Annotated in this window: 24 protein-coding genes; 15 read left to right on the forward strand and 9 right to left on the reverse strand. The window is 40.3% G+C overall.

The features are described from left to right. Window positions 1-4 precede the first annotated feature (4 nt). The gene (locus tag QEZ38_RS03585; protein WP_281335069.1) at window positions 5-946 is read left to right on the forward strand and encodes an ATP-grasp domain-containing protein; all 942 of its coding nucleotides are present in this window, start codon (window positions 5-7) and stop codon (window positions 944-946) included. Between the two features lie 226 nt (window positions 947-1,172). On the opposite strand, the gene QEZ38_RS03590 is transcribed toward QEZ38_RS03585, so the two are convergent. The 5 genes from QEZ38_RS03590 to mnmL are packed head-to-tail and all read right to left on the reverse strand — an operon-like array spanning window position 1,173 to window position 5,869. Beyond that, window positions 1,173-2,036 (reverse strand): YihY/virulence factor BrkB family protein, encoded by an 864-nt coding sequence (locus QEZ38_RS03590; RefSeq protein ID WP_281335070.1) that lies wholly within the window; start codon window positions 2,034-2,036, stop codon window positions 1,173-1,175. 31 nt (window positions 2,037-2,067) lie between these two features. Beyond that, window positions 2,068-4,122: a cation:proton antiporter gene (locus tag QEZ38_RS03595; protein ID WP_281335071.1), complete on the reverse strand. Its 2,055-nt coding sequence runs from the start codon at window positions 4,120-4,122 to the stop codon at window positions 2,068-2,070. An 11-nt stretch (window positions 4,123-4,133) separates the two neighbouring features. Then, window positions 4,134-4,388, reverse strand: a complete 255-nt coding sequence (locus QEZ38_RS03600; RefSeq protein ID WP_075231833.1) for a hypothetical protein — start codon at window positions 4,386-4,388, stop codon at window positions 4,134-4,136. After that, window positions 4,381-4,938, reverse strand: a complete 558-nt coding sequence (mnmM, locus tag QEZ38_RS03605) for a tRNA 5-(aminomethyl)-2-thiouridylate-methyltransferase MnmM (RefSeq protein WP_281335072.1) — start codon at window positions 4,936-4,938, stop codon at window positions 4,381-4,383. The genes QEZ38_RS03600 and mnmM overlap by 8 nt, the downstream gene beginning before the upstream one ends. Then, window positions 4,922-5,869, reverse strand: a complete 948-nt coding sequence (mnmL, locus tag QEZ38_RS03610) for a tRNA modification radical SAM protein MnmL/YtqA (protein WP_281335073.1) — start codon at window positions 5,867-5,869, stop codon at window positions 4,922-4,924. The genes mnmM and mnmL overlap by 17 nt, the downstream gene beginning before the upstream one ends. Window positions 5,870-6,069: 200 nt before the next feature. Here mnmL and QEZ38_RS03615 point away from each other — a divergent pair, with 200 nt between their 5' ends. From QEZ38_RS03615 to QEZ38_RS03640, 6 genes are all read left to right on the forward strand, one after another. Continuing rightward, the gene (locus tag QEZ38_RS03615; protein WP_281335074.1) at window positions 6,070-8,256 is read left to right on the forward strand and encodes a PTS transporter subunit IIBC; all 2,187 of its coding nucleotides are present in this window, start codon (window positions 6,070-6,072) and stop codon (window positions 8,254-8,256) included. A gap of 51 nt (window positions 8,257-8,307) precedes the next feature. Continuing rightward, window positions 8,308-9,126, forward strand: a complete 819-nt coding sequence (locus QEZ38_RS03620) for an endonuclease/exonuclease/phosphatase family protein (RefSeq protein ID WP_153225620.1) — start codon at window positions 8,308-8,310, stop codon at window positions 9,124-9,126. Window positions 9,127-9,275: 149 nt separating this feature from the next. Beyond that, on the forward strand, window positions 9,276-10,001 hold the full coding sequence (locus tag QEZ38_RS03625; protein WP_281335075.1) for a CppA N-terminal domain-containing protein: 726 nt from the start codon (window positions 9,276-9,278) through the stop codon (window positions 9,999-10,001). Next, complete coding sequence (locus tag QEZ38_RS03630; protein ID WP_075231838.1) at window positions 9,998-10,930, forward strand: serine hydrolase domain-containing protein; 933 nt, start codon at window positions 9,998-10,000, stop codon at window positions 10,928-10,930. The genes QEZ38_RS03625 and QEZ38_RS03630 overlap by 4 nt, the downstream gene beginning before the upstream one ends. Before the next feature lie 9 nt (window positions 10,931-10,939). Further along, on the forward strand, window positions 10,940-11,851 hold the full coding sequence (locus tag QEZ38_RS03635; protein ID WP_075231839.1) for a DMT family transporter: 912 nt from the start codon (window positions 10,940-10,942) through the stop codon (window positions 11,849-11,851). Between the two features lie 270 nt (window positions 11,852-12,121). Continuing rightward, entirely contained in the window at window positions 12,122-12,820 is a 699-nt protein-coding gene (locus tag QEZ38_RS03640) for a CPBP family intramembrane glutamic endopeptidase (RefSeq protein ID WP_261676350.1), read from the forward strand. Window positions 12,821-12,929: 109 nt separating this feature from the next. Here the strand turns inward: QEZ38_RS03640 and QEZ38_RS03645 are convergent, their stop codons facing one another. Continuing rightward, entirely contained in the window at window positions 12,930-14,213 is a 1,284-nt protein-coding gene (locus QEZ38_RS03645) for a uracil-xanthine permease family protein (RefSeq protein WP_075231856.1), read from the reverse strand. 409 nt (window positions 14,214-14,622) lie between these two features. Next, window positions 14,623-15,336 carry a 16S rRNA (guanine(527)-N(7))-methyltransferase RsmG gene (rsmG, locus tag QEZ38_RS03650; protein ID WP_281335076.1) on the reverse strand — a complete coding sequence of 238 codons (714 nt, stop codon included), beginning with the start codon at window positions 15,334-15,336 and terminating at the stop codon, window positions 14,623-14,625. Between the two features lie 94 nt (window positions 15,337-15,430). Between rsmG and QEZ38_RS03655 the strand changes: the two genes are divergently transcribed. Both QEZ38_RS03655 and htpX read left to right on the forward strand, forming a co-directional pair. Further along, window positions 15,431-15,991 (forward strand): LemA family protein, encoded by a 561-nt coding sequence (locus QEZ38_RS03655; RefSeq protein ID WP_281335077.1) that lies wholly within the window; start codon window positions 15,431-15,433, stop codon window positions 15,989-15,991. Window position 15,992: 1 nt separating this feature from the next. Beyond that, complete coding sequence (htpX, locus tag QEZ38_RS03660) at window positions 15,993-16,892, forward strand: zinc metalloprotease HtpX (protein WP_281335078.1); 900 nt, start codon at window positions 15,993-15,995, stop codon at window positions 16,890-16,892. Window positions 16,893-16,936: 44 nt separating this feature from the next. Here htpX and QEZ38_RS03665 read toward each other — a convergent pair whose 3' ends face one another. Then, window positions 16,937-18,496: an ATP-binding cassette domain-containing protein gene (locus QEZ38_RS03665; RefSeq protein ID WP_281335079.1), complete on the reverse strand. Its 1,560-nt coding sequence runs from the start codon at window positions 18,494-18,496 to the stop codon at window positions 16,937-16,939. 345 nt (window positions 18,497-18,841) lie between these two features. Next, a complete protein-coding gene (locus QEZ38_RS03670) occupies window positions 18,842-19,171 on the reverse strand; it encodes a helicase BlpT (RefSeq protein WP_075231845.1) in 330 nt (109 codons plus the stop codon). A 168-nt stretch (window positions 19,172-19,339) separates the two neighbouring features. On the opposite strand from QEZ38_RS03670, the gene QEZ38_RS03675 reads away from it, so the two are divergent. The 6 genes from QEZ38_RS03675 (at window position 19,340) to carB (ending at window position 26,737) form a co-directional block, all read left to right on the forward strand. Further along, entirely contained in the window at window positions 19,340-19,882 is a 543-nt protein-coding gene (locus QEZ38_RS03675) for a YceD family protein (RefSeq protein WP_281335080.1), read from the forward strand. After that, window positions 19,883-20,512 (forward strand): endonuclease III, encoded by a 630-nt coding sequence (gene nth / locus QEZ38_RS03680; RefSeq protein ID WP_281335081.1) that lies wholly within the window; start codon window positions 19,883-19,885, stop codon window positions 20,510-20,512. Window positions 20,513-20,720: 208 nt separating this feature from the next. Further along, window positions 20,721-21,242, forward strand: coding sequence for a bifunctional pyr operon transcriptional regulator/uracil phosphoribosyltransferase PyrR (gene pyrR, locus QEZ38_RS03685; protein ID WP_281335082.1), 522 nt, complete (start codon window positions 20,721-20,723; stop codon window positions 21,240-21,242). A gap of 20 nt (window positions 21,243-21,262) precedes the next feature. Next, a complete protein-coding gene (locus QEZ38_RS03690; RefSeq protein WP_281335083.1) occupies window positions 21,263-22,186 on the forward strand; it encodes an aspartate carbamoyltransferase catalytic subunit in 924 nt (307 codons plus the stop codon). 49 nt (window positions 22,187-22,235) lie between these two features. Continuing rightward, window positions 22,236-23,318: a carbamoyl phosphate synthase small subunit gene (locus QEZ38_RS03695; RefSeq protein ID WP_281335084.1), complete on the forward strand. Its 1,083-nt coding sequence runs from the start codon at window positions 22,236-22,238 to the stop codon at window positions 23,316-23,318. Between the two features lie 242 nt (window positions 23,319-23,560). After that, window positions 23,561-26,737, forward strand: coding sequence for a carbamoyl-phosphate synthase large subunit (gene carB / locus QEZ38_RS03700; protein ID WP_281335085.1), 3,177 nt, complete (start codon window positions 23,561-23,563; stop codon window positions 26,735-26,737). Window positions 26,738-26,774 lie beyond the last annotated feature (37 nt).

The raw sequence follows: 26,774 nt of genomic DNA on the forward strand, positions 1-26,774 counted from the left end.
AGTAATGAGTGAAGCAAAAGTTTATGTAATTCATGAGAATCTTGAATGGACCCAGCATTTGGTCAAATGGTTGGAAGAACTAGGAGTCCCTTATGAACTGTGGGATTTATCTAGTGGTATATTGGACCTTCAAAGCCCACCACCACAAGGTATCTTTTACAATCGCATGTCTGCGTCTTCTCACACCAGAGGACATCGCTATGCACCAGAATTTACAGAGCAGGTGATTACTTGGTTAGAAGCACATGGACGCAAGGTTGTAAATGGAACTGGTGCCATCAACCTAGAGATCAGTAAAGTCAAACAATATTTGAAGTTAAACGAGTCAGGCATTGAGACTCCTGCGACAGTTGCAGTTCTGGGCCAAGAAAATATCATTGAAGCAGCAAGAAAATTGAACATCTATCCTTTGATTACTAAGCACAATCGAGCAGGTAAGGGATTAGGCGTTCAACTCTTCCAAAATGAAGAAGAACTGGAAGCTTATGTCAATAGCCCTCTCTTTGAACCATCAGTGGACGGGATTACCTTGTTACAAGCCTACATCAAACCAAGTGATGGACGCATCCGTCGTTCAGAGTTTATCAATCAGAAGTTCCTTTATACTGTTTCAATCGATTCTTCAGATGGTTTCCAATTGTGCCCAGCAGATGGTTGTCAAATTGGCAAGAGACCAGAACAACTAGAAACGTCTGAAAAATTCCAGATTACAGAACCTCTACCAGATTCTCGAAGAGAAGCTTATGAAAACTTCCTTAAAAATGCTCAGATTGAAGTTGCGGCTATTGAATGGGTTCAGTCAGAGAGCGGTGATATTTATGTTTATGATGTAAATACCAACACAAACTACAATCCTACCGCAGAAAAGAATGCCAATATTTTTGCTCACCAACATTTGGCTCACTATCTAAAAACAGAATTGCAAGCCCTAACGAGTGGACAATAAACTATGAAATTCAAAAATCCCCCAGTATCAAATAACTGGGGGATTGATTTGTTTATACTCTTCGAAAATCTCTTCAAACTACGTCAGCTTCCATCTGCAACCTCAAAATAGTATTTTGAGCTGCCTTCGTCAGTTCTATCCACAACCTCAAAACGGTGTTTTGAGCAACCTGCGGCTCGCTTCCTAGTTTGCTCTTTGATTTTCATTGAGTATTAATCGATAAAAATTATTGCTTTGCTTTAAAATCTGGATCCTTAAGGCTTTGAACACTGGCATTGATCACTGCACCGATAATCAATATCTTGGCAATAATTATAAACCAGAACATCATGACAACAACGATGATGGAACTGAAAAATCGAACGTCGACTAGATAGTTAACATAATTGTTGAAATAAGCTGAAAAGATTGTTAATAGAGATATGAGAGTAAGAAGTACGAATAGACTTCCAGGAAGGACGTAACGAATACGACCGATTTTCACGTTTGGAAGGAAATAATAGAGCATGATCAAGATCGCAAACAGAAAGACATAAATCAGCGGTCCTGTAAAATCCTGTAAATATGCAAATAGAGAACTTTCGGATTTCCAGTAGTTTTTTATCAGATCCAACAACATATGACCAAACATACTTAGGAATAAGGCAAGAGCAAAGAGAATTTGAAGTCCCAAACTAACTAGGAGACTCATCAGTTGGTGTGAGATAATTCCTCTATTTTTTGCGATTCCATAGGCTTTATTAAAAGCCTTTTGAAGAAAATTCATGGATTTTGAAAATGTCCAAAGAGCTGATATCACCGCAAAACTCAAGAGTCCAGCAGATGGTTGTGTCAGCACTTCACGAGCAATCTTTGCTACTACATCATAGATCGTATCTGGTAAAAATTCCTTTAGTGTGATCAAGAAATCAGAGATCGGAATTTGAAAATAAGGCAAGATATTGACGGCTATCATAAGTAAAGGGAAGATTGAAATCAACCAATAATAAGCCACAGTTACACTGGTTAATTCAATATCTGAAACATGATAGTAGTGTAAAAAAGCTTTCAATAAGGGCTTATTAGTTAGTTGTTTCCACAACTTTTTCATTGCATAATCCTCCACAATAGTAACCTAAATCTTAATTTCTGCGAACTAATTCCATCATATCATAAGGCAGTGTGTTGGCTGATTCTTTTAGAGAATAGGTTTCTAGGTTGTTCACATTTTGTCGCAGTTTTTTAGCATACTGGGCTGAAATAAGTTTTTGTTTCTCGTATTCAAAGATAGACTTACGTTCTAGATAGTATCCTCTCAACATTTCGTCGATATTATTGGGTTTGATACGATTGATAACCCGTTCCACAAAGGCACCACTGGTAATATGACTGGTTTCACGGAGACGCGATTCCTGCATAAAGCTAATTAAAGAACTCTTATAAATCCCTTTGAGGTTTTCCAAACTTTCGATGATGATTTCAGTGTTGGCTAGATAGAGTTCAGCAATCTGGTCATAGTCAATGGCCAGAAGTCTTTGGGTTTCTTTGTTCTTCAAGGAACGGAGGGGTTTGCCAAATGTGAGCAACTCGTGTAGGAGAAAACGTACAATCCGAATAGAAACAAGGAAGTAGTAGGTTAGGTGAGAAGCAAAGTTTCGCTTAATATTTTTTTCCATGCTTTTCAAGTACCGTTGATAAACACGATAACCTCTTTCACCGATTTTGCCCTCTTCATAAGCCTGTTCCAAACCATCGTTCTCGATACTGAGAATCAAGAGTTTAAGAGCTTCCCAGTCTTCTTGGATTTCTTTATTTTCTTGGCTGAGGATGAGATTTTCAATCCGTCCATGATAGTTATCAATCGCAGCATAGAGTGGAACCTTGTTTTTAGTATGGTCCAGATCTCTCTCTAACTCCATTGCAACATCATTTAGGATAGCGATGTGCATGAGATGATCCTTAGATGGCTCTTGCTCTTCAGAAAGGTGTGGCAAGACCAATAAACCAGTAAGAAAACTGACCAGGGTTACACCAGCTACGAGGAAGAGAAGGAGCGGATATTCCTGCTCTAAGTTAGACGGTATCAAGAGGATAGTAGCAATAGAAACTGTTCCCTTAACTCCAGAAAAGGTAAGGAGAAGCATATCTTTGACATACTTGTGGAGACTTTTTTGAAGTTTCTTTATTCGAAACGCGTAAAAGCCGTAAATCATTAAAAATCGGATGGCAAAGAGTAGGAAGGTTAAGAGGAAGATAGTGATGAGAAGAAGCACATTGTTATAAAAAGCACTCTTCAGAATTGGCTCCGCAATCATCTCCAGTTCCATTCCTAACAGTACGAAGACAGAACCATTGAGCATAAAGGTTACAGTGTGCCAAACGGTCTCGGTAACAGTATCAACCTGGGCTTCAAGCAGATTGATTTTTTTAAAACGACTGGCTTTTAAAATACCAGCGACAACGACTGCGATAATTCCAGAAACGTGAATCTCTTCAGCGATGAAGAATGTTAAAAGTGGTAAACTGAGATCTAACAGAAGTTCACTGGCTATATCAGTAGCCCGAACACTGAGTAGAAAAGTATGGAGGAAACGATTGATTAAGGCTGTTATAAAGCCGACTGCAAACCCTCCCATGATGGAAATAGCTAGGGAAATTCCTGCTTGAGCGATTGAAAAGGTTCCCGTTGTCCATGCGATGAGAGCAACACGAAAAGCAATTAGCCCAGAAGCGTCATTTAACAGGCCTTCCCCTTTTAAGATATTTGAAATTCGTTTTGGAAAGGTAAATCGTTCAGAAAGGGAAGCAAAGGCAACCAGGTCAGTAGGACCAAGTGCAGCCCCTACGGCTAGGCAGGCAGCTAATGGTAAGCTCGCCCAAAGAACATGGGCAAGTCCTCCCATACTTAGAGTAGATATAAAGATGACAGGGAAAATTAGATAGAGAACGATTCTCCAGTGCTTTAGGATAGAGGTTACATCTGCTTCTTGAGCTTCACGAAAGAGTAGTGGACCAATGACTAAAGCTAGAAACAACTCAGTATCTAAGTGATATTGGTTGTTGGGTAAGCAAAGACCAAGTCCGATTCCCAGAAGAATCTGAATCAGGGGCATGGGTAGGAAGGAAAGAAGTTTATTGGTCGTACTCGAAACAATGAGAACAAGTAAAAATATCAAGAGATAAAAAAGTAAATCCATCTTCTACCTCCTTATTTTTGTTTTCGACAAGCTTCAAAAAGTTCCTTTTGTTCTTGGATTTTTTGATCAATTTTCGAGCAGTCCTTGTGCTCGATTTTCTTCTGACAACGCTCCATTTCAAGTGTTATCATTTTTTTTTTGATTTTCAGCATCTTCTTGCTCATATGAGCTTCATCTAACATACCAACTGCCCGTTCATGTTGAGTTGATTCGACAAAGTTGTGACGTAGAGCTTCTATTTTATCTCGTAGGTATTGTTTATCCATGTAGATACCTTTCTAATTTTTCAATCATGACTAAAAACGGTGGATTGTTGATCTGGTTGAGAGTGCGATAGATCGTAGCAGTATATTCTTGTTGTGGTAAGTGACTGACAAAATCCATGACTGCATCCCGTTCAATATCTCCGCCTTCATGCCCGTAATAAATCATGATGGCTATTCGTCCACCTTTAACTAGCATTTGGCAAAGTTTATCCAGTGCTTTAATAGTTGTTTGAGGTTGGGTGATAATGCTTTTATCAGCTGAAGGAAGATAACCAAGATTAAAGATAGCTGCTTTCACCTCGGTTACAAACTGATCCACGGTTTCATGACCTTGTAGGATTAATTCTGCGTTGGTCAAACCAGCTTCTTGTAGACGTTGACTAGTCTTTTCTAGAGCTTGTTCCTGGATGTCAAAAGCATAGACTTGTTTAGCTAACTTGGCAAGAAAAAGGGTATCGTGGCCATTTCCCATGGTCGCATCAACGACAATATCCTCTTGGGTGATGACTTGGGCAAGAAAATCATGCGCCATTTCAAGTGGTCTTTTCATTCATAAACTCCTGTTTTACAGCCTTGCATCCTTGGACGCTACCGCGTCGTCTCATTTCAGCCTCAATGCTATTTAGAACTTCCCATTTATTGAGACTCCACATAGGACCAATCAGCATATCCCTAGGCGCATCACCCGTAATCCGATGGATGACAATATGCTTGGGAATAATTTCTAGTTGGTCACAGATGACCTTGACATATTCATCCTGACTCATGAGCTGCAAACGACCTTCATGATAATCCCTTTGCATCCGAGTGTTGGTCATGAGGTGAAGTAGGTGAAGTTTAATCCCTTGGATATCATTGTCCCTTACACAACGCCGAACGTTTTCCACCATCATTTCATGAGTTTCACCGGGCAAACCATTGATCAAATGGGCAACAATCTCAATCTTCGGATACTTTCGAAGTCGTTTGACTGTCTCCACGTAGAGTTCATAGGAGTGGGCGCGGTTAATCAATTCTGAAGTTTCTTCATAAGTAGTTTGTAAGCCTAACTCTACGGTAACATGCATTCGCTCTGATAATTCTGCCAAGTATTCAATTGTCTCATCAGAAAGGCAATCTGGTCGAGTTCCGATATTGATGCCGACAACCCCAGGCTCGTTGATTGCTTGTTCATAGCGCTCGCGAATCACTTCCAGCTTTTCATGAGTATTGGTAAAATTTTGGAAGTAAACCAAATACTTTTTAACATCTGGCCACTTACGGTGCATAAAGTCAATTTCCTTATAGAATTGCTCGCGGATAGGAGCATCAGGAGCAACGATTGCATCTCCAGAACCGGAAACCGTGCAAAAAGTACAGCCCCCATGTGCTACAGTTCCATCGCGATTGGGACAATCAAAGCCAGCATCAATAGGGACTTTAAAAGTCTTTTCTCCAAATAAATTTCGATAATAATCATTCAAGGTATTATAGGATTTCATAGCTAATATTATAACAAAAAATGGCAGTAAACTCAAAAATGGTCAGTAAGAGATAGCCTACCAGAAAGTGAAGTGAAAGAAAAAGTCAAATTTTTTTTATAAAAGCCTTTACAAAAAAATAAAAAGTGGTAAAATTAAAACATAAACATGCGCAAACGTTTTCGTAAAACGTTTGCCGAATAAATATAAAGGAGATTTGAATGATGAAAGATACATTCAAAAATGTCTTGTCTTTCGAATTTTGGCAGAAATTCGGTAAGGCTCTAATGGTGGTTATCGCTGTTATGCCAGCGGCTGGATTGATGATTTCAATCGGTAAGTCACTTGCAATGATTGACCCAAACCTTGCTCCCCTAGTTATTACTGGTGGCGTACTAGAGCAAATTGGTTGGGGAGTTATCGGTAACCTTCATATTTTGTTTGCCCTTGCTATTGGAGGAAGCTGGGCTAAGGAACGTGCTGGTGGTGCTTTTGCGGCAGGTCTTGCATTTATCCTTATTAACCGTATCACTGGTACAATCTTCGGTGTATCAGGGGATATGTTGAAGGATCCTAACGCTATGGTTTCAACAATCTTTGGTGGATCTATCAAGGTTTCTGATTACTTCATTAGCGTACTTGAGGCTCCAGCCCTTAACATGGGGGTATTTGTAGGGATTATCTCAGGTTTTGTTGGAGCGACTGCTTTTAACAAATACTACAACTTCCGTAAACTTCCTGATGCACTTTCATTCTTTAACGGGAAACGTTTTGTACCATTTGTAGTTATTCTTCGCTCAGCAATCGCTGCAATTCTTCTTTCAGCTTTCTGGCCACTGATTCAGACAGGTATCAACAACTTCGGTATCTGGATTGCCAACTCACAAGAAACTGCTCCAATCCTTGCACCATTCTTGTATGGTACTTTGGAACGCTTGCTCTTGCCATTTGGTCTTCACCACATGTTGACTATCCCAATGAACTACACAGCTCTTGGTGGTACTTATGACATTTTAACTGGTGCAGCTAAAGGTACTCAAGTATTTGGTCAAGACCCACTTTGGCTTGCATGGGTAACAGACCTTGTAAACCTTAAAGGTACTGATGCTAGTCAATACCAACACTTGTTAGATACAGTACATCCAGCTCGTTTCAAAGTTGGACAAATGATTGGTTCATTCGGTATTTTGATGGGTGTGGCTGTTGCTATTTACCGTAATGTTGAAGCAGACAAGAAACACCAATACAAAGGAATGATGATTGCGACAGCTCTTGCAACTTTCTTGACTGGTGTTACTGAGCCAATTGAATATATGTTCATGTTTGTTGCAACACCTATGTATCTTGTTTATTCAGTAGTTCAAGGTGCTGCCTTTGCTATGGCTGACGTGGTTAACCTGCGTATGCACTCATTCGGTTCTATCGAATTCTTGACTCGTACACCAATGGCGATCAATGCGGGTCTTGGTATGGATATTATTAACTTTATCTGGGTAACAGCGCTATTTGCAGTTATCATGTACTTCATCGCCAACTTCATGATTCAAAAATTCAACTATGCTACTCCAGGACGTAACGGAAACTACGAAACTGCTGAAGGTTCATCAGAATCTGCTGCTTCTGGTGAGTCAAAAGTTGCAGAAGCTTCTCAAGCTGTTAACATCATCAACCTTCTTGGTGGACGTGCTAACATCGTTGACGTTGACGCATGTATGACTCGTCTTCGTGTTACTGTAAAAGACGCTGAAAAAGTCGGAACAGAAGAACAATGGAAAGCTGAAGGAGCTATGGGACTTGTCATGAAAGGGCAAGGTGTCCAAGCTATCTATGGACCTAAAGCTGATGTTTTGAAATCAGATATTCAAGACCTTCTTGACTCAGGTGAAGTGATTCCTGAAACTCTTCCAAGTCAAATGGCATCATCTTCTAAAAATGCTGTTGTATATAAAGGTGTAACTGAAGAAGTTTATTCAGTTGCTGACGGTCAAGTGGTTGCCTTGGAACAAGTAAAGGATCCAGTATTTGCTCAAAAAATGATGGGTGATGGATTTGCGGTGGAACCAGCAAACGGAAACATTGTATCTCCAGTATCAGGTACTGTATCAAGTATCTTCCCAACTAAACACGCTCTTGGTCTTGTGACTGAAGCAGGCCTTGAAGTACTTGTTCACATTGGTTTGGACACAGTAAGTCTTGAAGGAAAACCATTTACAGTTCATGTTGCTGAAGGACAAAAAGTTGCGGCAGGTGATCTTCTTGTCACAGCTGACTTGGATGCTATCCGTGCAGCAGGACGCGAAACTTCAACAGTAGTTGTCTTCACAAATGGTGATGCGATCAAATCAGTTAAATTAGAACAAACAGGTTCTCTTGCTGCTAAAACAGCAGTTGCAAAAGTAGAATTGTAATATTTAGGAGGTTGGAAGCTGTTTCCAACCTCTTGTTTATAGGAGAAAAGCATGAAGTTTTTAACACTCAATACCCATAGTTGGATGGAAAAAGATCCTGAACAAAAGTTCCAACTTTTACTTCAAGATATACTTAAAAACAGTTATGATTTGATTTGTTTTCAGGAAATCAACCAGGAAATCACCTCAGCGCAAGTAGAAGCTGGTGCACTTTATCAGCCATTACCATCGGCTGAGCCGATTCATCAAGACCACTATGTGCGACTTTTGGTAGAGAAGTTGGCTGAGCAAGGTCAAAACTATTATTGGACTTGGGCCTACAACCATATCGGTTATGATCGCTATCATGAGGGTGTGGCAATCCTATCTAAAACACCAATTGAAGCTCGTGAAATTTTGGTTTCAGATGTCGATGATCCGACAGATTACCACACTCGTCGTGTTGCTCTAGCAGAGACAGTAGTTGAAGGTAAAGAACTTGCAGTTGCCAGTGTCCATCTCTCTTGGTGGGATAAAGGCTTTCAAGAGGAATGGGCGCGCTTTGAAGCAGTTCTGAAAGAATTGAATAAGCCACTCTTGCTAGCAGGTGATTTTAATAATCCTGCAGGTCAAGAGGGCTACCAAGCTATTTTAGCTAGTCCACTAAACTTACAAGATGCATTTGAAGCTGCAAAAGAAAGAAGTGGTAGCTACACCGTTCCACCTGAAATTGATGGTTGGAAGGGAAACAGCGAACCTCTTCGAATCGATTATATCTTTACGACAAAGGATATGCAGGTAGAAAACCTTCACGTGGTCTTTGATGGTAAAAACAGCCCACAGGTGAGCGACCATTATGGTCTCCAAGCAGAATTAGCTTGGAAAGACTAAATAAGGTATTTTAGTAAAAACAAACCAGTCCCCCTTCTATTAGCAGAAGGGGTTGATTTATTTAAGGAGTTAATATAGTTAAAGTTTTTTATTGAATAACTTGTAAAAAAAGATAAAATCCTTTAAAATAAAAAGTGTTGGAGGAATTTATGATTGTAAATCAAATAAAGCGTATGATCCCGACGCTAAAGGTAAATAATAGAAATCTAAATGAATCATTTTATATTGAGACTTTGGGGATGAAACCTTTGCTTGAAGAGTCAGCCTTCTTATCACTAGGAGACCAGTCAGGCATTGAAAAGTTAGTTTTAGAAGAGTCACCGAGTATGAGGAGCCGTAAGGTTGAAGGGATTAAAAAATTAGCTAGATTACTTGTAAAGGTAGAGAAGCCATCTGAGATTGAAGCACTACTAGCTAGAATGGAAGAAATTTCTCAACTCTATAAGGGAGCTAAGGGATATGCTTTTGAGCTTCTTTCTCCAGAAGGGGATTGTATTCTTATTCATGCTGAAGATAATATCAAAGATTTGAAAAAAGTTGAGGAAGAAGTCACTTTTTCAATAGATGAGAAACTGAGATATTTGACAGCCTTTGAAATCTCGGTGGAAATCAACTTGCCAGAAAAGACAGCTAGCCTACTTGAAAAAGAAGAAATCGAAAACCGACTAGCTTTTAATCAAGCTCAAGGGAGCGATTTACTGGTTGAAAATAATATAACTTGGGACTTGTCCATGTTGAAATTTCAAGTAGAGAATCTGGATCTTGCTGTATTGCGTCAGCGTTTTAAAGAAGCTGGTTACTTTATTCCAAAATCGGAGAAGTTTTTCCTAACTAAGGATACCAACAATATTGAATTGTGGTTTGAAGCAGTATGAAACAAAAAATCATTCAAAAAATAAAGCAACAAATTGAGGCAGGGATTTATCCTGGTGCCTCTTTTGCATATTATCAGGATGGCGTTTGGTCTGACTGGTATCTAGGAGAAGCAAATCCAGAAATTGGTGAGCAGACTCGTGAGGGCTTGGTCTATGATTTGGCAAGTGTCAGCAAGGTTGTTGGAGTAGGAACAGTCTTATCTTTCTTGTGGAAGGAAGGTAAGATTGAGCTTGATAACTCCATAAGAGACTATCTTCCAGAAGTAGATTATCCAGACATCACTGTTCGTCAACTCCTAACGCATGCGACGGATTTGGATCCTTTTATCCCAAATAGGGATCAGCTCTCAGAAGACCAGTTGAGGAATGCCATGTATCATTTGAATCGCCGAGAGAAGAGAGCCTTTCTCTACTCGGATGTGCATTTTCTCTTGCTAGGTTTTCTCTTGGAAAACTATTTTGAAAAGGACTTGGATCAGATTTTACAAGAGCAAGTTTTGGATCCTTGGGGAATGAAGGAAACTCAGTTTGGTCCAGTTAGCCGTGCTGTTCCAACGGTCCGTGGACAGAAAGCAGGAGTGGTCCATGATCCCAAGGCTCGTTTGCTTGGGAAACACGCAGGTAGTGCAGGCTTGTTTTCAACAGTTCATGATTTAAAAATCTTCTTAGAGCATTATTTGCAGGATGATTTTGCTGAAGGATTGAGTCAGAATTTTTCGGATCTGAGTGATAAAGAACGCTCATTGGCCTGGAATCTTGAAGGTGATTGGCTGGACCATACAGGCTATACTGGGACCTTTATCATGTGGAATCGTAAGAAGCAAGAGGCGGCAATTTTTCTATCTAACCGAACTTATGAAAAAGATGAGCGTGCTCAATGGATTTTGGATCGTAATCAGGTCATGGACTTGATTCGAGAGGCAGACTAGGGAGGAAGTATGTCAAAAGCTTTAAAAGGAACTCTTTATACAGTCATTGCAGGTATTGCCTGGGGCTTATCGGGAACCAGTGGTCAGTACTTGATGGTTCACGGGATTTCAGCCCTCGTTCTGACCAATATCCGTTTGATAATCGCTGGATTACTCTTGGTTCTTCTGGCCTATACTAAATCGAGGGATAAATTTATGGCCTTTCTGAAGGATAAATCAAGTCTGTTTTCTCTCTTGTTATTTTCTTTATTTGGTCTTTTTCTAAATCAATTAGCTTATCTATCAGCTATTCAGGAGACAAATGCTGGGACAGCGACAGTTCTCCAGTATGTCTGTCCAGTTGGAATCCTTGCTTACACTTGTATCAAGGATAAGGTGGCTCCGACGCTTTCAGAAATCATCTCTATGTTTTTAGCTATAGGTGGGACCTTTCTCATTGCAACCCATGGGCAATTGGATCAACTCTCGATGACTCTAGCTGGTCTATTTTGGGGTTTGTTCTCGGCCCTGACCTATGCTCTTTATATCATTTTACCTATAAAATTGATTCAAAAATGGGGGAGCATATTGGTTATTGGTGTTGGAATGACCATTTCAGGTATACTAGCAGTACCTTTTACGGGGCTTATCGGGGCCAGTATTCCCATATCTTTTGATATCTTTCTAGCTTTTGCCGGCATCATTCTGATTGGAACAGTCTTTGCCTATACAGCCTTCCTCAAGGGAGCCAGTATGATAGGACCAGTCAAGTCTAGCCTTTTGGCTTCGATTGAGCCTATCTCGGCAGTATTTTTTGCCTTCATGATTATGGGAGATATTTTCTATCCGATAGATTTTATTGGAATGGCTATGATTTTATTAGCTGTAACAATTATTTCATTGCAGGATTTAATGCTTGAAAAGAAACATCATTCCGTTTAATGTATTAAAACAGTCTTTGATAAGGCTGTTTTTTAATCTTCCAGCAAGTTGGTTCATATAATTTTTTTATAATCAATCCATATTATAGTATATTGAATCTAGAACAGTACACTACAACTGCTAAAAATATTTCTAGAAATTAGTTTGAATTTCCTAATCTCTCTGTTCATATCTTATTTCAATCCACTATATTAAAGATAAGGAGGGAATATGAAGTTTCTACAAAGTATTCATCCTGCTAGACCTTGAAAATACTTAAAATAGTTTGATATCTTAATCGTTACTGTTCTAATGTTTGGAGAGTTTATCATTCGTTCTCCCCAACAATTTATGGGGAGTTTGTCGCCTTTAACTCTTACTAGCGTCGCAGAGACTACGACAAATGTAGCAAGTGATGGGGCAGCCTATTCTAGTAATTTCAATTTTCAATTGATGATGTTAGGGATTACCTTCCTTTATCTTGTGATTCGAAATTATGATTTTAAACAGCTTCCTATACGTTGGAGCTGGTCTGTTTTAATTTGGGTTCCCCTTATCTTTGCTGTAGTTGGGATATTCGGTGATATCATTACAACCCTTAGTGGTGAGTATAATTATTTCAATCCTCAACTAATTCCTTTTATAGACCCTATGGAAATCATTCGAAAATTCATGGCTTTAACGCCGATGGCGATTTGCTATGCTTTACTAAATGGTTTTTATGAAGAATTTTTCTTCTTGGGCTTGTTGACTTCAGTAAAAGAAGAGCACAAGTGGTTGGCTCTAGTCTATTCGGTAATTATACGGATTTCTTTCCATACCTATCAAGGCTTACTCTGGGCCTTGGTGATTGGGCTTGTTTATGGTCTCTTTTATTATTTCTTGTACAAGTATGTAGTCAAGAATTTACTGCCATTTTTTCTCATGCATGCTCTAGCAGATATGTTTGGTTCAAGTCTCTTGTATCTCTTGATTGCTTGGGGAAATTAAAAAATCAAACTTTTTGACAACAGTCAAATGAGTCACTGTATCAAAGTCTTCTTGTTCATAAAAACGAGGTCGGGATTTCGGTCCCGACCTCTTGTTGATTCTATATGGATTAGTCTTTGTTTTCGTATGGCAAGATTAGGTTTAAGAGGATACCTGTCATAGCTGAAAGAGCAGTTCCTGAAAGTGTCACTGGACCGAGTTTAAGGATTGCGCCACCAAGTCCAAGTACCAACATGGCACTTGCGATGATAAGGTTACGCATTTGACCGAAATCAACACGTTCTTTAATCAAGACTTTCAAACCGTTGCTGGCGATAACTCCGTAAAGAAGGATTGACATACCACCAAGTACAGCGTTTGGAATTGTTGAAATCAAAGCAGTAAATTTACCAAGGAAGCTGAGGGCAATTGCGATAAAGGCAGCGTTACGGATAACTGAGACAGAAGCGATACGAGTCATACCGATAACCCCTGTATTTTCACCGTAAGTTGTATTTGCTGGTCCACCGAGGAAGGCAGAAACTGAAGTTGCGATACCATCACCAAGAAGAGTACGGTGTAGACCAGGTTCTTTCAAGAATTGGCGTCCACAGATTTGACCTAAAACGGTATGGTCTCCGATATGTTCAGAAATCGTTACGATTGCGATTGGTAAGATGGCAATTGTTTCAGGACCGAAGTATAGATCGTATTGTTTGAATGCACCACCTGTATTGAATGGTAGGTAGAAACCAGGGATTTCAAACCAGTTAGCTTCAAGAACAGGAGTGAAATCAACTAAGCCGAGAGCTAGGGCAAAGAGGTAACCACCGATAATGGCAAAAAGGAATGGGATGATTCGTAGGAAGCCTTTTCCTTTTGTATTGATAAAGGCAGCAATCAAGAAAGTAACAACGGCTACAAGAGCGTTTTTCCAGTTTCCGTCAGCTACAAGACCAGCGTTGGTAACAGCTGAACCTGCAAGTCCAAGACCGATAACGATGATCATAGGACCGATAATGATTGGAGGTAAGAGTTTGTCGATCCATTTTGTACCTGCAAAGCGAACACTTGCAGCAACAAGGACATAAACAAAACCAGTCAGGATAACCCCTGTCTGAGCAGCAGATACATCGCCTCCCATTTCTTTCATGGCAAGTGACATAGCTGTGATAAAGGCAAAAGAAGAACCCAGATAAACTGGAACTTTAAAGCCAGTAGAGATCATGTAAATGAGTGTTCCTACACCTGATGCAAAAAGGGCAACCGATACAGGCATTCCCAAGATCAAAGGTACCAAGATGGTTGCACCAAACATGGCAAATACGTGCTGGAAGCTAAGAAGAATTCCCTTTCCAGCTGAAGGACGTTGGTCAACGTCTAATAACAAATCAACAGTTGATTCCTGTTTCATATTAACCTCACTTTTGGGCATCAAAAAAGAGCCCATTATTTTATAGCAATAGGCTCCCAGAGTAAGACCTCTCTAAAACAAGACTCCTTTATCAAGTTTTAAAGAGTTTTATATAGATCTGCGCCTTCGTCACCTCACGGGATGACATTAAAAACCTTTGCTTAGGATAGTATAGCAGAAAAAAATGATTTTGTAAATCATTTTTTCCCAAGCTTTGAAATAAGAAAGCGAGGTATGATTTTGTAAATCATTTTTTCCCAAGCTTTGAAATAAGAAAGCGAGGTATGATTTTGTAAATCATTTTTTCCCAAGCTTTGAAATAAGAAAGCGAGGTATGATTTTGTAAATCATTTTTTCCCGAGCGTTGAAATAAGAAAGCGAGGTGTGAGTTTGCAGATTTTTAATCTTTCTAAAGCGGACGTTTGTTAGGCATACCTGCTTTTCTTGGATATTTGTTTGGAGTTTCCTTTTTCTTTTCAACAATAGTGATAAAGCGAGGGTCTCCGTTAGGAAGTGTGTAACTGAGATTTTCTTCAACCTTACTAAAGAGAAGATTGAGGGCATTTTTAGCTTCAGTTAATTCCTCAGGAGCATTACTTGCCTTAAGTGCTAGCAATGTTCCTCCGACTTTCAGGTAGGGGATAGTCAACTCAGATAATATCTGCATACGGGCAACAGCACGAGCCGTAACAATATCAAACTGAGTACGGAAGTTCTTATCTTGTGCGAAGTCTTCGGCACGTCCATGATAAAAGTGAACATTTTCTAAACCTAGTTCTTGGGCTAATAGATTAAGAAAGTTAATTCGTTTATTGAGGGAATCAATAATAGTCACATCTAGCTGAGGATAAATGATCTTCATAGGAAGGCTAGGAAAACCTGCTCCAGCACCGATGTCTAAGAGTTTAATGGGCTGGTTTTCAATCAATCCCTGTAAAATAGGAGCTATGGAATCATAGAAGTGTTTGAGATAGACTTCTTCTTTTTCTGTAATAGCAGTCAGGTTGATTTTTTCATTCCATTCAACCAAGAGTTCAAAATAACGCTCAAATTGAACTTTTTGCTGGTCAGAAAGAATAATATTTTGTTCAGCAAGTAATGTGTAAAAAGTTTCTGGTTTCATAGTAGTTTCCTTCTTTAGTATCATCTTATTTTACCACAAAAAGATAGAAATTTGATATACTGGTACTAATCTAAAAACAGAAAGGAGATATCAGATGAATTGGATTATTCTTGGAGTTCTTGCTCTTATTGGTATCTTTGTGATTCTTACCTATAATGGATTGGTTAAAAATCGCATGCAAACTAAGGAGGCATGGAGTCAGATTGATGTTCAGTTGAAACGTCGTAACGATCTCTTGCCAAACTTGATTGAGACTGTAAAGGGATATGCAAAGTATGAAGGTTCAACACTTGAAAGAGTTGCAGAGCTTCGCAATCAAGTAGCCGCTGCAACATCACCGGCAGAAGCTATGAGAGCTAGTGATGCCCTTTCACGCCAGGTATCAGGAATTTTTGCTGTTGCAGAAAATTATCCAGACCTAAAAGCGAGTGGCAACTTTGCTAAATTGCAAGAGGAGTTGACCAATACTGAAAATAAAATCTCATACTCTCGCCAACTCTACAATAGTGTTGTTAGCAACTATAATGTTAAATTAGAAACATTCCCAAGTAACCTAGTTGCTGGACTCTTTGGTTTTAAAGTGGCTGACTTCCTTCAAACTCCTGAAGAAGAAAAGGTAGTACCTAAAGTCGATTTTAGTGGTTTAGGTGACTAGAATGTTGTATGATCAAATTGCGAGTAATAAGCGAAGAACTTGGATTTTACTACTAGTATTCTTTCTCCTTTTAGCCTTGCTCGGCTATGCGGTTGGTTATCTCTTTATGAGATCAGGAATAGGAGGTATGGTTCTAGCCTTAATTATCGGCTTAGTCTATGCATTCTCCATGATTTTTCAATCAACAGAGATAGTCATGAGCATGAATGGTGCGCGTGAGGTGAATGAGCAGACGGAACCAACTCTCTATCATGTTGTGGAAGATATGGCTATGGTGGCGCAAATCCCCATGCCACGTGTCTTTATCATCGAAGATGCTAGCTTAAATGCCTTTGCAACAGGCTCAAATCCCCAAAATGCAGCGGTAGCAGCAACGTCAGGACTCCTTGCGATTATGAATCGTGAAGAGTTAGAGGCGGTTATTGGCCATGAAGTCAGTCACATTCGTAACTATGATATTCGTATTTCTACTATTGCGGTTGCCCTTGCCAGTGCGATTACACTTTTATCAAGTATGGCTGGACGCATGATGTGGTGGGGAGGTGCAGGTCGTGGTCGTAGAAGCGATGACCGTGATAACGGGGGACTTGAAATTGTTATGCTAGTCGTTTCTCTCCTAGCAATTGTTTTGGCTCCCCTAGCAGCAACTTTGGTACAACTAGCCATCTCTCGTCAACGAGAATTTTTAGCAGATGCTTCCAGTGTGGAGTTGACTCGTAATCCTCAAGGTATGATCAATGCCCTTCGTAAGCTGGACCATAGTCAGCCTATGAGTCGTCATGTGGATGATGCTAGCAGTGCACTTTACATCAACGATCCTCAAAAACGAGGTGGGTTACAAAAACTCTTTTATACTCATCCGCCAATCTCAGAACGGATTGAGCGTTTGCAACATATGTAAAAACATCCAGAGATTTTCCTCTGGATGTTTACTATTTTTTACATTTATAAATCTTGTAAATCAATGACTTCTAACCCATTTTCGCTTAAACGATAGATACTTCTACAGACTTCTTTTAAAAAACGCCTGTCATGTGAAACAGTAACCAGACCACCAGGATAATTGGCAAAGAGTTTTCTGATTTCGGGTTGAGAAGTTGGAGAAAAGTTTCGTGTGGGTTCATCCAGAAGGAGAAAGTTTGGTTTCCGCAGAACTAAATTCAAAAGAAGGAGTTTTCCTTGTTGACCTCCAGATAAGGAGTGGATTTGGTGGTGCATCTCTGGATAGCTGAAGTTGAGACTGGCTAAGTGAGATTGGATTTTCTGTAATTCCTCTTTATGTCCAGTTTGGCTGAGAAATTCTACTGGAGATAGATCCAATTGCAATGTTTCTTGGTAATTTTGTGTCATAAATCCAAGTGAAATCTCACTTTTGTCACTTAGTAGTTGATGTATCTTTGCTAAAAGTGTGGATTTGCCAACTCCATTGGGACCGATGATGCCGATTTTATCTTGCCCCCAAACAGTTAGTTGGAGTTTTTGAGCCAAAACACGCTCACCAATGGACAAACTTTCCTTTTCCAGTCGAACTAAGACTTTAGAAGCTGCTAATGGCTCTATATCTGAAAAGAAAAGTTGGATTTGTTCCTCTTCAAGTGGCTTTTGGGTCATGGACTGAGCTGCTTTTTCGTAGCGTTTTTCTTGAGAAAGAACATTTTTCATCTTTTTAGCTAATAGGCGACCAGCAACATCATTTTTAGTATTTCTCAAGGCAGTTTCGACATTTTGCTTGACTCTGCGATGTTTTTCCATAGTTTTGCTATAGGCTCTTTGGTCGTTGGCAGCTTGCTGGCTTTGTCTGGCAAAGTTAGCCTTCCTTTGGGCACTATAGCGATCATAGTCTAAGTGCTCGACTAGGGTTTCAGCTTCCTTTCGATGTTTGACTAGTCGCAAGTGGATAATGGTGTCTGCCGTTTGAGAGAGGAAGTCTTCATCATGAGAAATGAAAATAACGGTTTGCCTCATCTTCTGAATCTGACTTTTTAGCCAATCAATCGTCTCAAGATCTAGGTCATTTGAAGGTTCATCTAAAAATAGAATGTCAAAGGGTTTAGCTAATTCATGGATGAGCTGAATTTTCAAAGCTTCGCCACCCGAGAGGCTACCAATCTCTTGGTCACTAGCAAAACGATTGCTATCAAAGTGCAATTCCTCAGCCAAACGATAGAGAATGCTGAAGTCCAAATCAGCAGACTCTAAAAAGAAGTAGTCTTGTAGAGATTTTTTCTTCAGTTTTTCAGGGAGATGTTGGGGAATGTAAGCCAGGTACTGAAGGTCAGACTGGATTTCTCCCCTGATAGTGAAATCTGCTAATCTTTCCCCCATTAAAGTTCGAAGTAAGGTTGATTTTCCATTTCCTTCTTCACCAATAATAGCAACCTTTTCCCCGTCTTGGATGGTAATGTTTAAATTGGAAATAAGGTCTCGTAAATCTTTGTTTTGTGTGATGGTCAGATGATTGATTTTTATCATATTATTGCCCTTTCTAGAATGTCCACATTGCATAACAAAAAGCTCTACTTTACCTAGTAGAGCCAATGTCTATGTCAAAAAAACTCTATTAATACTCTTCGAAAATCAAATTCAAACCACGTCAGCGTCGCCTTACCGTACTCAAGTACAGCTTGCGGCTAGCTTCCTAGTTTGCTCTTTGATTTTCATTGAGTATAAAATGCCAGAAAAAGAGCATAAAAGAGCACACAAAAAGAGACAAAAACAAGATCTACTAAATAAAGTTTCTTTATTTGATAGACTTAGTTGTTCATGTCTCCCTTACCTCCGAGTATTGTTGCAATCATCATACTCTTTTTGAGAAACTTTGTCAAGATTAAGCCAGAAAATCCTCTATTTTTAAAAACCAAAAACAGGTCCATAGAGTGTCAAAACGTGCTTAACTTGATCGTAGTGGAACTTGTCATAGTTTCGCCAAGCAGTGCGAGCTTCTTCATTCAGTTTAAGTGTGCCAAGTCCAATCAAGAGACTAGTACGTTGGTAAAATATCTCAAGGTCAATTAAGATAGAGTTATCTAGTTTCTCTGTCTTTTTAAGTTGATTGAGTAGCTCGTCGATATTTTGCTGCAAGCGCAGATCATCAGGCAATCCTTGTTTGCAAGTCTGGTAAGCTTTGTTTAACTCGGAAATGAGTTGATAAGCTTCTAAGATTAGTTCTTTATCTTCCATATGAGCGTCCTCCTTTGCCCATGTATTGATGTCTATAGTATAGCACAAAAAATAAAATTGTCATAATAAATATATCAAAAAATAGAGAATGATTTTTTGAAAGTTTAGTTGCCTTGCTTGCGGTTCTTTCATGGTATAATCAAGTGAGTAAATCTTTATGGAGGAAGTATGAAATTAAATATTCAAGAAATCCGTAAGCAGCCTGAAGGCTTGCACTTTGAGCAGACTTTAGACTTAGCAGCTGACTTGCGTGCCCGTAATCAAGAAATTTTAGATGTAAAAGATATTGTTGTTATTGGAAAAGTTCAGTACGAAGACCGTATGTTTTTCCTAGATTATCAGTTGTCTTACACAATCGTCTTAGAATCTAGCCGTAGCATGGAACCGGTAGAATTGCAAGAATCATATCCAGTGACAGAAGTCTTTATGGAGGGGGCGACTAATCAACTAGACCAGGAAGTTTTAGATGATGATTTGGTCTTACCTATTGAAAATGGGGAAATCGACCTAGCTGAAAGTGTTTCGGATAATATCTTGCTAAACATTCCAATTAAAGTCTTAACGGCAGAAGAAGAAGCTGGTCAAGGATTTGTTTCTGGAAATGACTGGCAAATCATGACTGAGGAAGAGTACCAAGCGCAACAAGCAGTCAAGAAAGAAGAAAATAGTCCTTTTGCAGGTTTACAAGGACTGTTTGACGGAGACGAATAGATGGTTTTATCCAAGAAACGTGCCCGTCATGTCATTGAGGAAATCATCGCTCTTTTTCCAGATGCAAAACCGAGTCTAGACTTTCGCAATCATTTTGAACTTCTGGTTGCTGTAATGCTGTCTGCTCAGACAACAGATGCAGCGGTAAATAAGGCCACACCAGGTCTCTTTGCTGCTTTTCCAACGCCACAAGCCATGTCTGTAGCGACAGAGAGTGAAATTGCTTCACACATTTCTCGCCTGGGATTGTATCGAAATAAGGCTAAATTCCTTAAAAAATGTGCCCAACAACTCCTGGATGATTTTGACGGTCAAGTCCCTCAGACTAGGGAAGAATTAGAGAGTTTGGCAGGAGTTGGCCGAAAAACAGCTAACGTAGTTTTGAGCGTGGGATTCGGTATTCCAGCTTTTGCAGTAGATACTCACGTAGAGCGAATCTGTAAACACCACGATATTGTTAAAAAATCAGCTACACCCCTTGAGGTCGAAAAACGTGTTATGGATGTCTTGCCACCAGAAGAATGGTTGGCAGCCCATCAGGCTATGATTTACTTTGGTCGTGCTATCTGTCATCCGAAAAATCCAGAATGTGATCACTATCCACAGTTGTACGATTTTAGTTCGTTATAAAATTGATTTCTTGTGTTTTTTCTTGCATCGATTCCTGGTTTGTGTTATAGTAGTACCAATCAAATATTCCTTTAATCCTGTCCCGTGAGGCAGGCAAGGAGCTGGATCAAGTAGAAGGGTGGAGTCTCTGCTGTTTTGGTAGAGCTAGCTTAACTATACATTCTGAAGTCTCCTTGTTTAAGGAGACTTTTCTTTTTGGAGGTTTGTCATGAAGACAAAAGAAGTTGTAGACGAATTAACCGTCAAGCGAGCGATTACTCGAATTACCTATGAGATTATCGAGCGAAATAAAGATTTGAACAAGATTGTACTGGCTGGGATAAAAACACGCGGTGTCTTCATTGCCTACCGTATCCAAGAGCGATTGGAACAGTTGGAATCTATCTCAGTGCCAGTCGTTGAGTTAGATACCAAACCATTCCGTGACGATGTCAAAAGCGGTGAAGATACTTCTATAATCTCTGTTGATGTGACAGAACGTGAGGTCATCTTGGTGGACGATGTGCTTTACACAGGTCGGACCATCCGAGCAGCCATTGACAACATCGTAAGCCATGGTCGTCCTTCTCGTGTGAGTTTAGCTGTTCTAGTTGACCGCGGGCATAGAGAATTACCGATTCGTCCAGACTATGTAGGGAAAAATATCCCAACCAGTCGTTCAGAAGAAATCATCGTAGAGATGACCGAACTAGATGGACAAGATCGTGTTCTTATTACCGAAGAAGCCTAGATAGCTAAAAGGAGTTAGCCATGTCAGAAAATCAACAAGCCATTCAACATGTAGTCTCAATGGAAGACCTTACTGTAGAACAAGTCATGAAATTGATTAAACGAGGAATTGAGTTTAAAAATGGAGCAAAGGCTTCTTATGAAGACCAACACATCGTCTCTAATCTCTTCTTTGAGAGTTCGACTCGTACCCACAAATCTTTTGAAGTAGCAGAGATTAAACTGGGCCTTCAGCTACTGGACTTCGATGTAAAAACAAGTTCAGTCAACAAGGGTGAAACACTCTACGATACAATTTTGACCTTGTCAGCCTTGGGAGTAGATGCCTGTGTCATCAGACATCCCGAGGTAGATTACTACAGAGAGTTGATTGATAGTCCGACGATTACGACTTCGATTATCAATGGTGGGGATGGTTCGGGTCAACACCCAAGCCAAAGCTTGCTTGATTTAATGACGATTTATGAAGAATTTGGACACTTCGAAGGACTCAAGGTAGCCATTGCTGGTGACCTTGACCATTCGCGTGTGGCTAAATCCAATATGCAAATCTTAAAGCGCTTAGGAGCAGAACTCTACTTTGCTGGTCCTGAGGAATGGAGAAGTCAAGAGTTTGCAGACTATGGACAGTTTGTAAGCATTGATGAAATCATTAACCAAGTTGATGTGATGATGTTTCTTCGTGTTCAGCATGAGCGTCATGAAAGTGGAACAGTCTTTTCAAAAGAGGGCTATCATGCCCAGCATGGTTTGACTCAAGAACGTTATAATCGCTTGAAAGATAAAGCTATTCTGATGCATCCTGCTCCTGTAAATCGCGATGTTGAAATTGCTGATCACTTGGTCGAAGCACCAAAATCACGTATTGTTCAACAAATGACCAATGGTGTCTTTGTCAGAATGGCAATTTTAGAATCTGTATTGACTTACAGAAACGCAAAATAAGACACAAAACGTTAAAAGATGCCTGAGAGCATCCACGAGAGGTGAATTTATGACTAAACGACTTCTAGTTTTAGAAGATGGAACAATTTTTGAAGGAAAAGCCTTTGGGGCTGATATTGATGTAACTGGTGAAATCGTCTTTAATACTGGGATGACCGGTTATCAAGAATCCATTACGGATCAGTCTTATAATGGGCAAATTCTAACTTTTACCTATCCCTTGGTTGGAAATTATGGAATTAACCGTGATGACTACGAGTCTATCAGTCCAACCTGTAAAGGTGTAGTGGTATTTGAAGAAGCTCGTAGAGCCAGCAACTGGCGCAACCAGATGACGCTGGATGAATTTTTGAAATCTAAGAAAATCCCTGGTATTTCAGGTATTGATACACGGGCTTTGACAAAAATCATTCGCAAACATGGAACTATGAGAGCGACTCTGACACATGTGGGAGATAGTATCGATCACATCACAGATCAGCTTCAAGCAACTGTTTTACCAATAGATAATATCAAACAGGTTTCTACAAAAACTGCTTACCCAGCTCCAGGAGTAGGTTTAAGCGTGGTACTTGTAGACTTTGGTCTCAAGCATTCAATCTTAAGAGAGTTGTCTAAGAGAGATTGTAATGTAACGGTGGTTCCTTATACAACAACTGCTGAGGAAATCCTTCACTTGAATCCAGACGGAGTTATGTTGTCAAATGGACCGGGAAATCCAGAAGATGTTCCAGAAGCACTCGATATGATTCGTGGTATTCTCGGGAAAATTCCAATCTTTGGTATTTGTATGGGGCACCAGCTCTTTGCAATGGCAAATGGTGCCAAGACCTATAAGATGAAATTTGGTCACCGTGGATTTAACCATGCTGTACGCGAAATTGCAACAGGGCGCGTGGATTTCACTAGTCAAAACCATGGATATGCAGTGAGTCGTGAAGATTTTCCAGACCATTTGATGATTACTCATGAAGAAATCAATGACAAGTCAGTTGAAGGTGTACGTCACAGATACCAACCAGGTTTCTCTGTGCAATTCCACCCAGATGCTGCACCAGGCCCACATGATGCAAGCTATCTTTTTGACGAGTTTATCGAAATGATGGAAGCTTTTAAAGCAAGCAATCGTTAAAACTAACAACTTCCCGTATGAGATTTTTTATAGTAAAGCATCGTTTCCTAAAAAATCGTCGGAGAATTTATTTAATGGCAACCAGAGAGTTGCCGAATAGAAAGGAGAAGGGTGTTCCGTATTTGCTGAATTGAATACGGGCTACGGACGGTGCTAAAAAGATAGTTATTCCTAGAACTGACGGTTCTTCGTCATAACTCCTATTTTAGCTTTGTCCGCTTGACGCCCTTAATATCTTGTAAATGCCTAAACGTACTGATATTCAAAAAATTATGGTGATTGGTTCTGGTCCGATTATTATTGGTCAGGCTGCTGAGTTTGACTATGCTGGAACCCAGGCCTGCTTGTCTTTGAAAGAAGAGGGGTATGAGGTTGTCTTGGTTAACTCAAATCCTGCAACCATCATGACAGATAAAGAGATTGCAGACAAGGTCTATATCGAACCAATTACACTTGAGTTTGTGACTCGTATTCTCCGTAAGGAACGTCCAGATGCCTTGCTTCCAACTCTTGGAGGGCAAACAGGGCTTAATATGGCCATGGAATTGTCAAAAAATGGTATCTTGGATGAGCTTGGAGTAGAACTTCTCGGGACTAAACTGTCTGCCATCGACCAAGCTGAAGACCGCGATCTCTTTAAACAATTGATGGAAGAACTCAAGCAACCAATTCCAGAATCAAAAATTGTCAACACAGTAGAGGAAGCAGTTGCCTTTGCAGCAACTATTGGCTACCCAGTTATCGTCCGCCCAGCCTTTACTCTAGGTGGTACTGGTGGTGGTATGTGTGCCAATGAGGAAGAATTGCGTGAAATTGCTGAAAATGGTTTGAAGTTGTCACCTGTTACCCAGTGTTTGATTGAACGTTCCATTGCTGGCTTCAAGGAAATCGAATACGAAGTCATGCGAGACTCAGCTGACAATGCCTTGGTTGTTTGTAACATGGAAAACTTTGACCCAGTTGGGATTCACACAGGGGATTCTATCGTATTTGCCCCTGCGCAAACCATGTCAGACTATGAAAACCAAATGCTTCGTGATGCGAGCTTGAGCATTATCCGCGCTCTCAAGATTGAAGGCGGATGTAACGTTCAGCTTGCGCTTGATCCCCACAGCTTCAAGTACTATGTCATCGAAGTAAACCCTCGTGTATCACGTTCTTCAGCCCTTGCATCTAAGGCGACAGGTTATCCGATTGCCAAATTGGCCGCTAAGATTGCCGTCGGTTTGACCTTGGATGAGGTTATCAACCCAGTTACAGGTTCAACCTATGCTATGTTTGAGCCAGCCCTCGACTACGTCGTTGCCAAGATTCCACGTTTCCCATTTGACAAGTTTGAAAAGGGTGAGCGCCGCCTGGGGACTCAGATGAAGGCGACTGGAGAAGTTATGGCTATCGGTCGTAACATCGAAGAGTCACTTCTTAAAGCTTGTCGTTCACTTGAAATTGGGGTGCATCACAATGAAATGCCTGAACTTGCAGATGTTTCAGATGATGCCTTGATTGAAAAAGTTGTCAAAGCACAGGATGACCGTCTCTTCTATGTATCAGAAGCCATTCGCCGTGGTTACACACCAGAAGAAATTGCTGAGCTTACAAAAATCGATATCTTTTATCTGGATAAACTCTTGCATATCTTTGAAATTGAGCAAGAATTGGGTTCACATCCACAAGATCTTGAAGTTTTGAAAACTGCAAAATTGAATGGATTTTCAGACCGTAAGATTGCTGAACTCTGGAATACTACAGCTGATCAAGTTCGCCAACTTCGTTTGGAAAACAAGATTGTTCCAGTTTACAAGATGGTTGATACTTGTGCGGCAGAGTTTGAATCAGAAACTCCATACTTCTATTCAACCTATGGTTGGGAAAACGAATCCATCAAGTCTGAAAAGGAATCTGTACTGGTCCTAGGTTCTGGTCCAATCCGTATTGGTCAAGGGGTTGAGTTTGACTACGCAACAGTTCACTCTGTTAAGGCGATTCAAGCTGCTGGCTACGAAGCCATCATTATGAACTCAAACCCAGAGACAGTTTCAACAGACTTCTCTGTATCAGATAAACTTTACTTTGAACCATTGACATTTGAAGATGTCATGAATGTCATCGATTTGGAGCAACCAAAAGGTGTTATCGTTCAATTTGGTGGTCAAACAGCTATCAACCTTGCTGAGCCATTGGCTAAGGCAGGTGTGACTATCCTTGGTACGCAGGTTGCTGACCTAGACCGTGCCGAAGACCGTGACCTCTTCGAACAAGCCCTCAAAGACTTGGATATTCCACAGCCTCCTGGACAGACTGCAACAAACGAAGAAGAAGCAGTACTTGCAGCCCGCAAGATTGGTTTCCCAGTCCTTGTTCGTCCTTCTTATGTCTTGGGTGGACGTGCTATGGAAATTGTAGAAAACGAAGAAGATCTCCGTTCTTACATGCGCACAGCCGTTAAGGCAAGTCCAGATCATCCAGTTCTTGTAGACTCTTATATCGTTGGACAAGAATGTGAAGTAGATGCTATCTCAGATGGACAAAATGTCCTCATCCCAGGTATCATGGAACATATCGAACGTGCCGGTGTCCACTCAGGTGACTCCATGGCTGTTTACCCTCCACAAACCTTGTCTCAAAAGGTTCAAGAAACAATCGCAGACTACACAAAACGTCTAGCAATCGGCCTTAACTGTCTTGGTATGATGAACATTCAGTTTGTCATCAAGGATGAGAAAGTTTACGTTATTGAGGTGAATCCACGTGCCAGTCGTACCGTACCGTTCCTATCAAAAGTAACCAATATCCCTATGGCTCAGGTAGCAACCAAGCTCATTCTTGGTCAAAGTCTTGAAGAACTTGGTTATCAAGATGGGCTTTACCCAGAAAGTAGTCGTGTTCATATTAAGGCACCAGTCTTCTCCTTTACCAAGCTTGCTAAGGTAGACAGCCTCCTCGGTCCTGAAATGAAGTCAACAGGGGAAGTTATGGGTTCTGATACGACTCTAGAAAAAGCACTATACAAGGCTTTTGAAGCTTCTTATCTTCACTTGCCAACCTTTGGGAATGTTGTCTTTACTATCGCTGATGATGCCAAGGAAGAAGCTTTGGATTTGGCTCGTCGTTTCCAAAATATTGGTTATGGTATCCTTGCGACTCAAGGAACAGCATCCTTCTTTGAAAGTCATGGCTTGAAGGCTCAACTCGTTGGTAAGATTGGTGATGATGAACATGATATCCCAAGCTATGTTCGTAAAGGGAAAATCCAAGCTATCATCAACACAGTTGGTACTAAGCGAACTGCTGATGAAGATGGTGAACAAATCCGCCGTTCAGCTATTGAACACGGAGTTCCTCTCTTTACAGCTTTGGATACAGCGGATGCTATGCTTAAGGTACTTGAAAGCCGTAGCTTCGTTACAGAAGCAATTTAGTTTCTTGTTAAATGATCTAAGTAGCTTTTATCCAGCG

The sequence above is a fragment of the Streptococcus taonis genome (assembly GCF_029948085.1).
GTDB lineage: Bacteria > Bacillota > Bacilli > Lactobacillales > Streptococcaceae > Streptococcus > Streptococcus taonis.

Bases quoted from the DNA above. Each gene is read 5' to 3' on its own strand.
- QEZ38_RS03585 (WP_281335069.1), top strand. From the start codon at position 5: ATGAGTGAAGCAAAAGTTTATGTAATTCATGAGAATCTTGAATGGACC.
- QEZ38_RS03590 (WP_281335070.1), bottom strand. From the start codon at position 2,036: ATGAAAAAGTTGTGGAAACAACTAACTAATAAGCCCTTATTGAAAGCT.
- QEZ38_RS03595 (WP_281335071.1), bottom strand. From the start codon at position 4,122: ATGGATTTACTTTTTTATCTCTTGATATTTTTACTTGTTCTCATTGTT.
- QEZ38_RS03600 (WP_075231833.1), bottom strand. From the start codon at position 4,388: ATGGATAAACAATACCTACGAGATAAAATAGAAGCTCTACGTCACAAC.
- mnmM (WP_281335072.1), bottom strand. From the start codon at position 4,938: ATGAAAAGACCACTTGAAATGGCGCATGATTTTCTTGCCCAAGTCATC.
- mnmL (WP_281335073.1), bottom strand. From the start codon at position 5,869: ATGAAATCCTATAATACCTTGAATGATTATTATCGAAATTTATTTGGA.
- QEZ38_RS03615 (WP_281335074.1), top strand. From the start codon at position 6,070: ATGATGAAAGATACATTCAAAAATGTCTTGTCTTTCGAATTTTGGCAG.
- QEZ38_RS03620 (WP_153225620.1), top strand. From the start codon at position 8,308: ATGAAGTTTTTAACACTCAATACCCATAGTTGGATGGAAAAAGATCCT.
- QEZ38_RS03625 (WP_281335075.1), top strand. From the start codon at position 9,276: ATGATTGTAAATCAAATAAAGCGTATGATCCCGACGCTAAAGGTAAAT.
- QEZ38_RS03630 (WP_075231838.1), top strand. From the start codon at position 9,998: ATGAAACAAAAAATCATTCAAAAAATAAAGCAACAAATTGAGGCAGGG.
- QEZ38_RS03635 (WP_075231839.1), top strand. From the start codon at position 10,940: ATGTCAAAAGCTTTAAAAGGAACTCTTTATACAGTCATTGCAGGTATT.
- QEZ38_RS03645 (WP_075231856.1), bottom strand. From the start codon at position 14,213: ATGAAACAGGAATCAACTGTTGATTTGTTATTAGACGTTGACCAACGT.
- rsmG (WP_281335076.1), bottom strand. From the start codon at position 15,336: ATGAAACCAGAAACTTTTTACACATTACTTGCTGAACAAAATATTATT.
- QEZ38_RS03655 (WP_281335077.1), top strand. From the start codon at position 15,431: ATGAATTGGATTATTCTTGGAGTTCTTGCTCTTATTGGTATCTTTGTG.
- htpX (WP_281335078.1), top strand. From the start codon at position 15,993: ATGTTGTATGATCAAATTGCGAGTAATAAGCGAAGAACTTGGATTTTA.
- QEZ38_RS03665 (WP_281335079.1), bottom strand. From the start codon at position 18,496: ATGCAATGTGGACATTCTAGAAAGGGCAATAATATGATAAAAATCAAT.
- QEZ38_RS03670 (WP_075231845.1), bottom strand. From the start codon at position 19,171: ATGGAAGATAAAGAACTAATCTTAGAAGCTTATCAACTCATTTCCGAG.
- QEZ38_RS03675 (WP_281335080.1), top strand. From the start codon at position 19,340: ATGAAATTAAATATTCAAGAAATCCGTAAGCAGCCTGAAGGCTTGCAC.
- nth (WP_281335081.1), top strand. From the start codon at position 19,883: ATGGTTTTATCCAAGAAACGTGCCCGTCATGTCATTGAGGAAATCATC.
- pyrR (WP_281335082.1), top strand. From the start codon at position 20,721: ATGAAGACAAAAGAAGTTGTAGACGAATTAACCGTCAAGCGAGCGATT.
- QEZ38_RS03690 (WP_281335083.1), top strand. From the start codon at position 21,263: ATGTCAGAAAATCAACAAGCCATTCAACATGTAGTCTCAATGGAAGAC.
- QEZ38_RS03695 (WP_281335084.1), top strand. From the start codon at position 22,236: ATGACTAAACGACTTCTAGTTTTAGAAGATGGAACAATTTTTGAAGGA.
- carB (WP_281335085.1), top strand. From the start codon at position 23,561: ATGCCTAAACGTACTGATATTCAAAAAATTATGGTGATTGGTTCTGGT.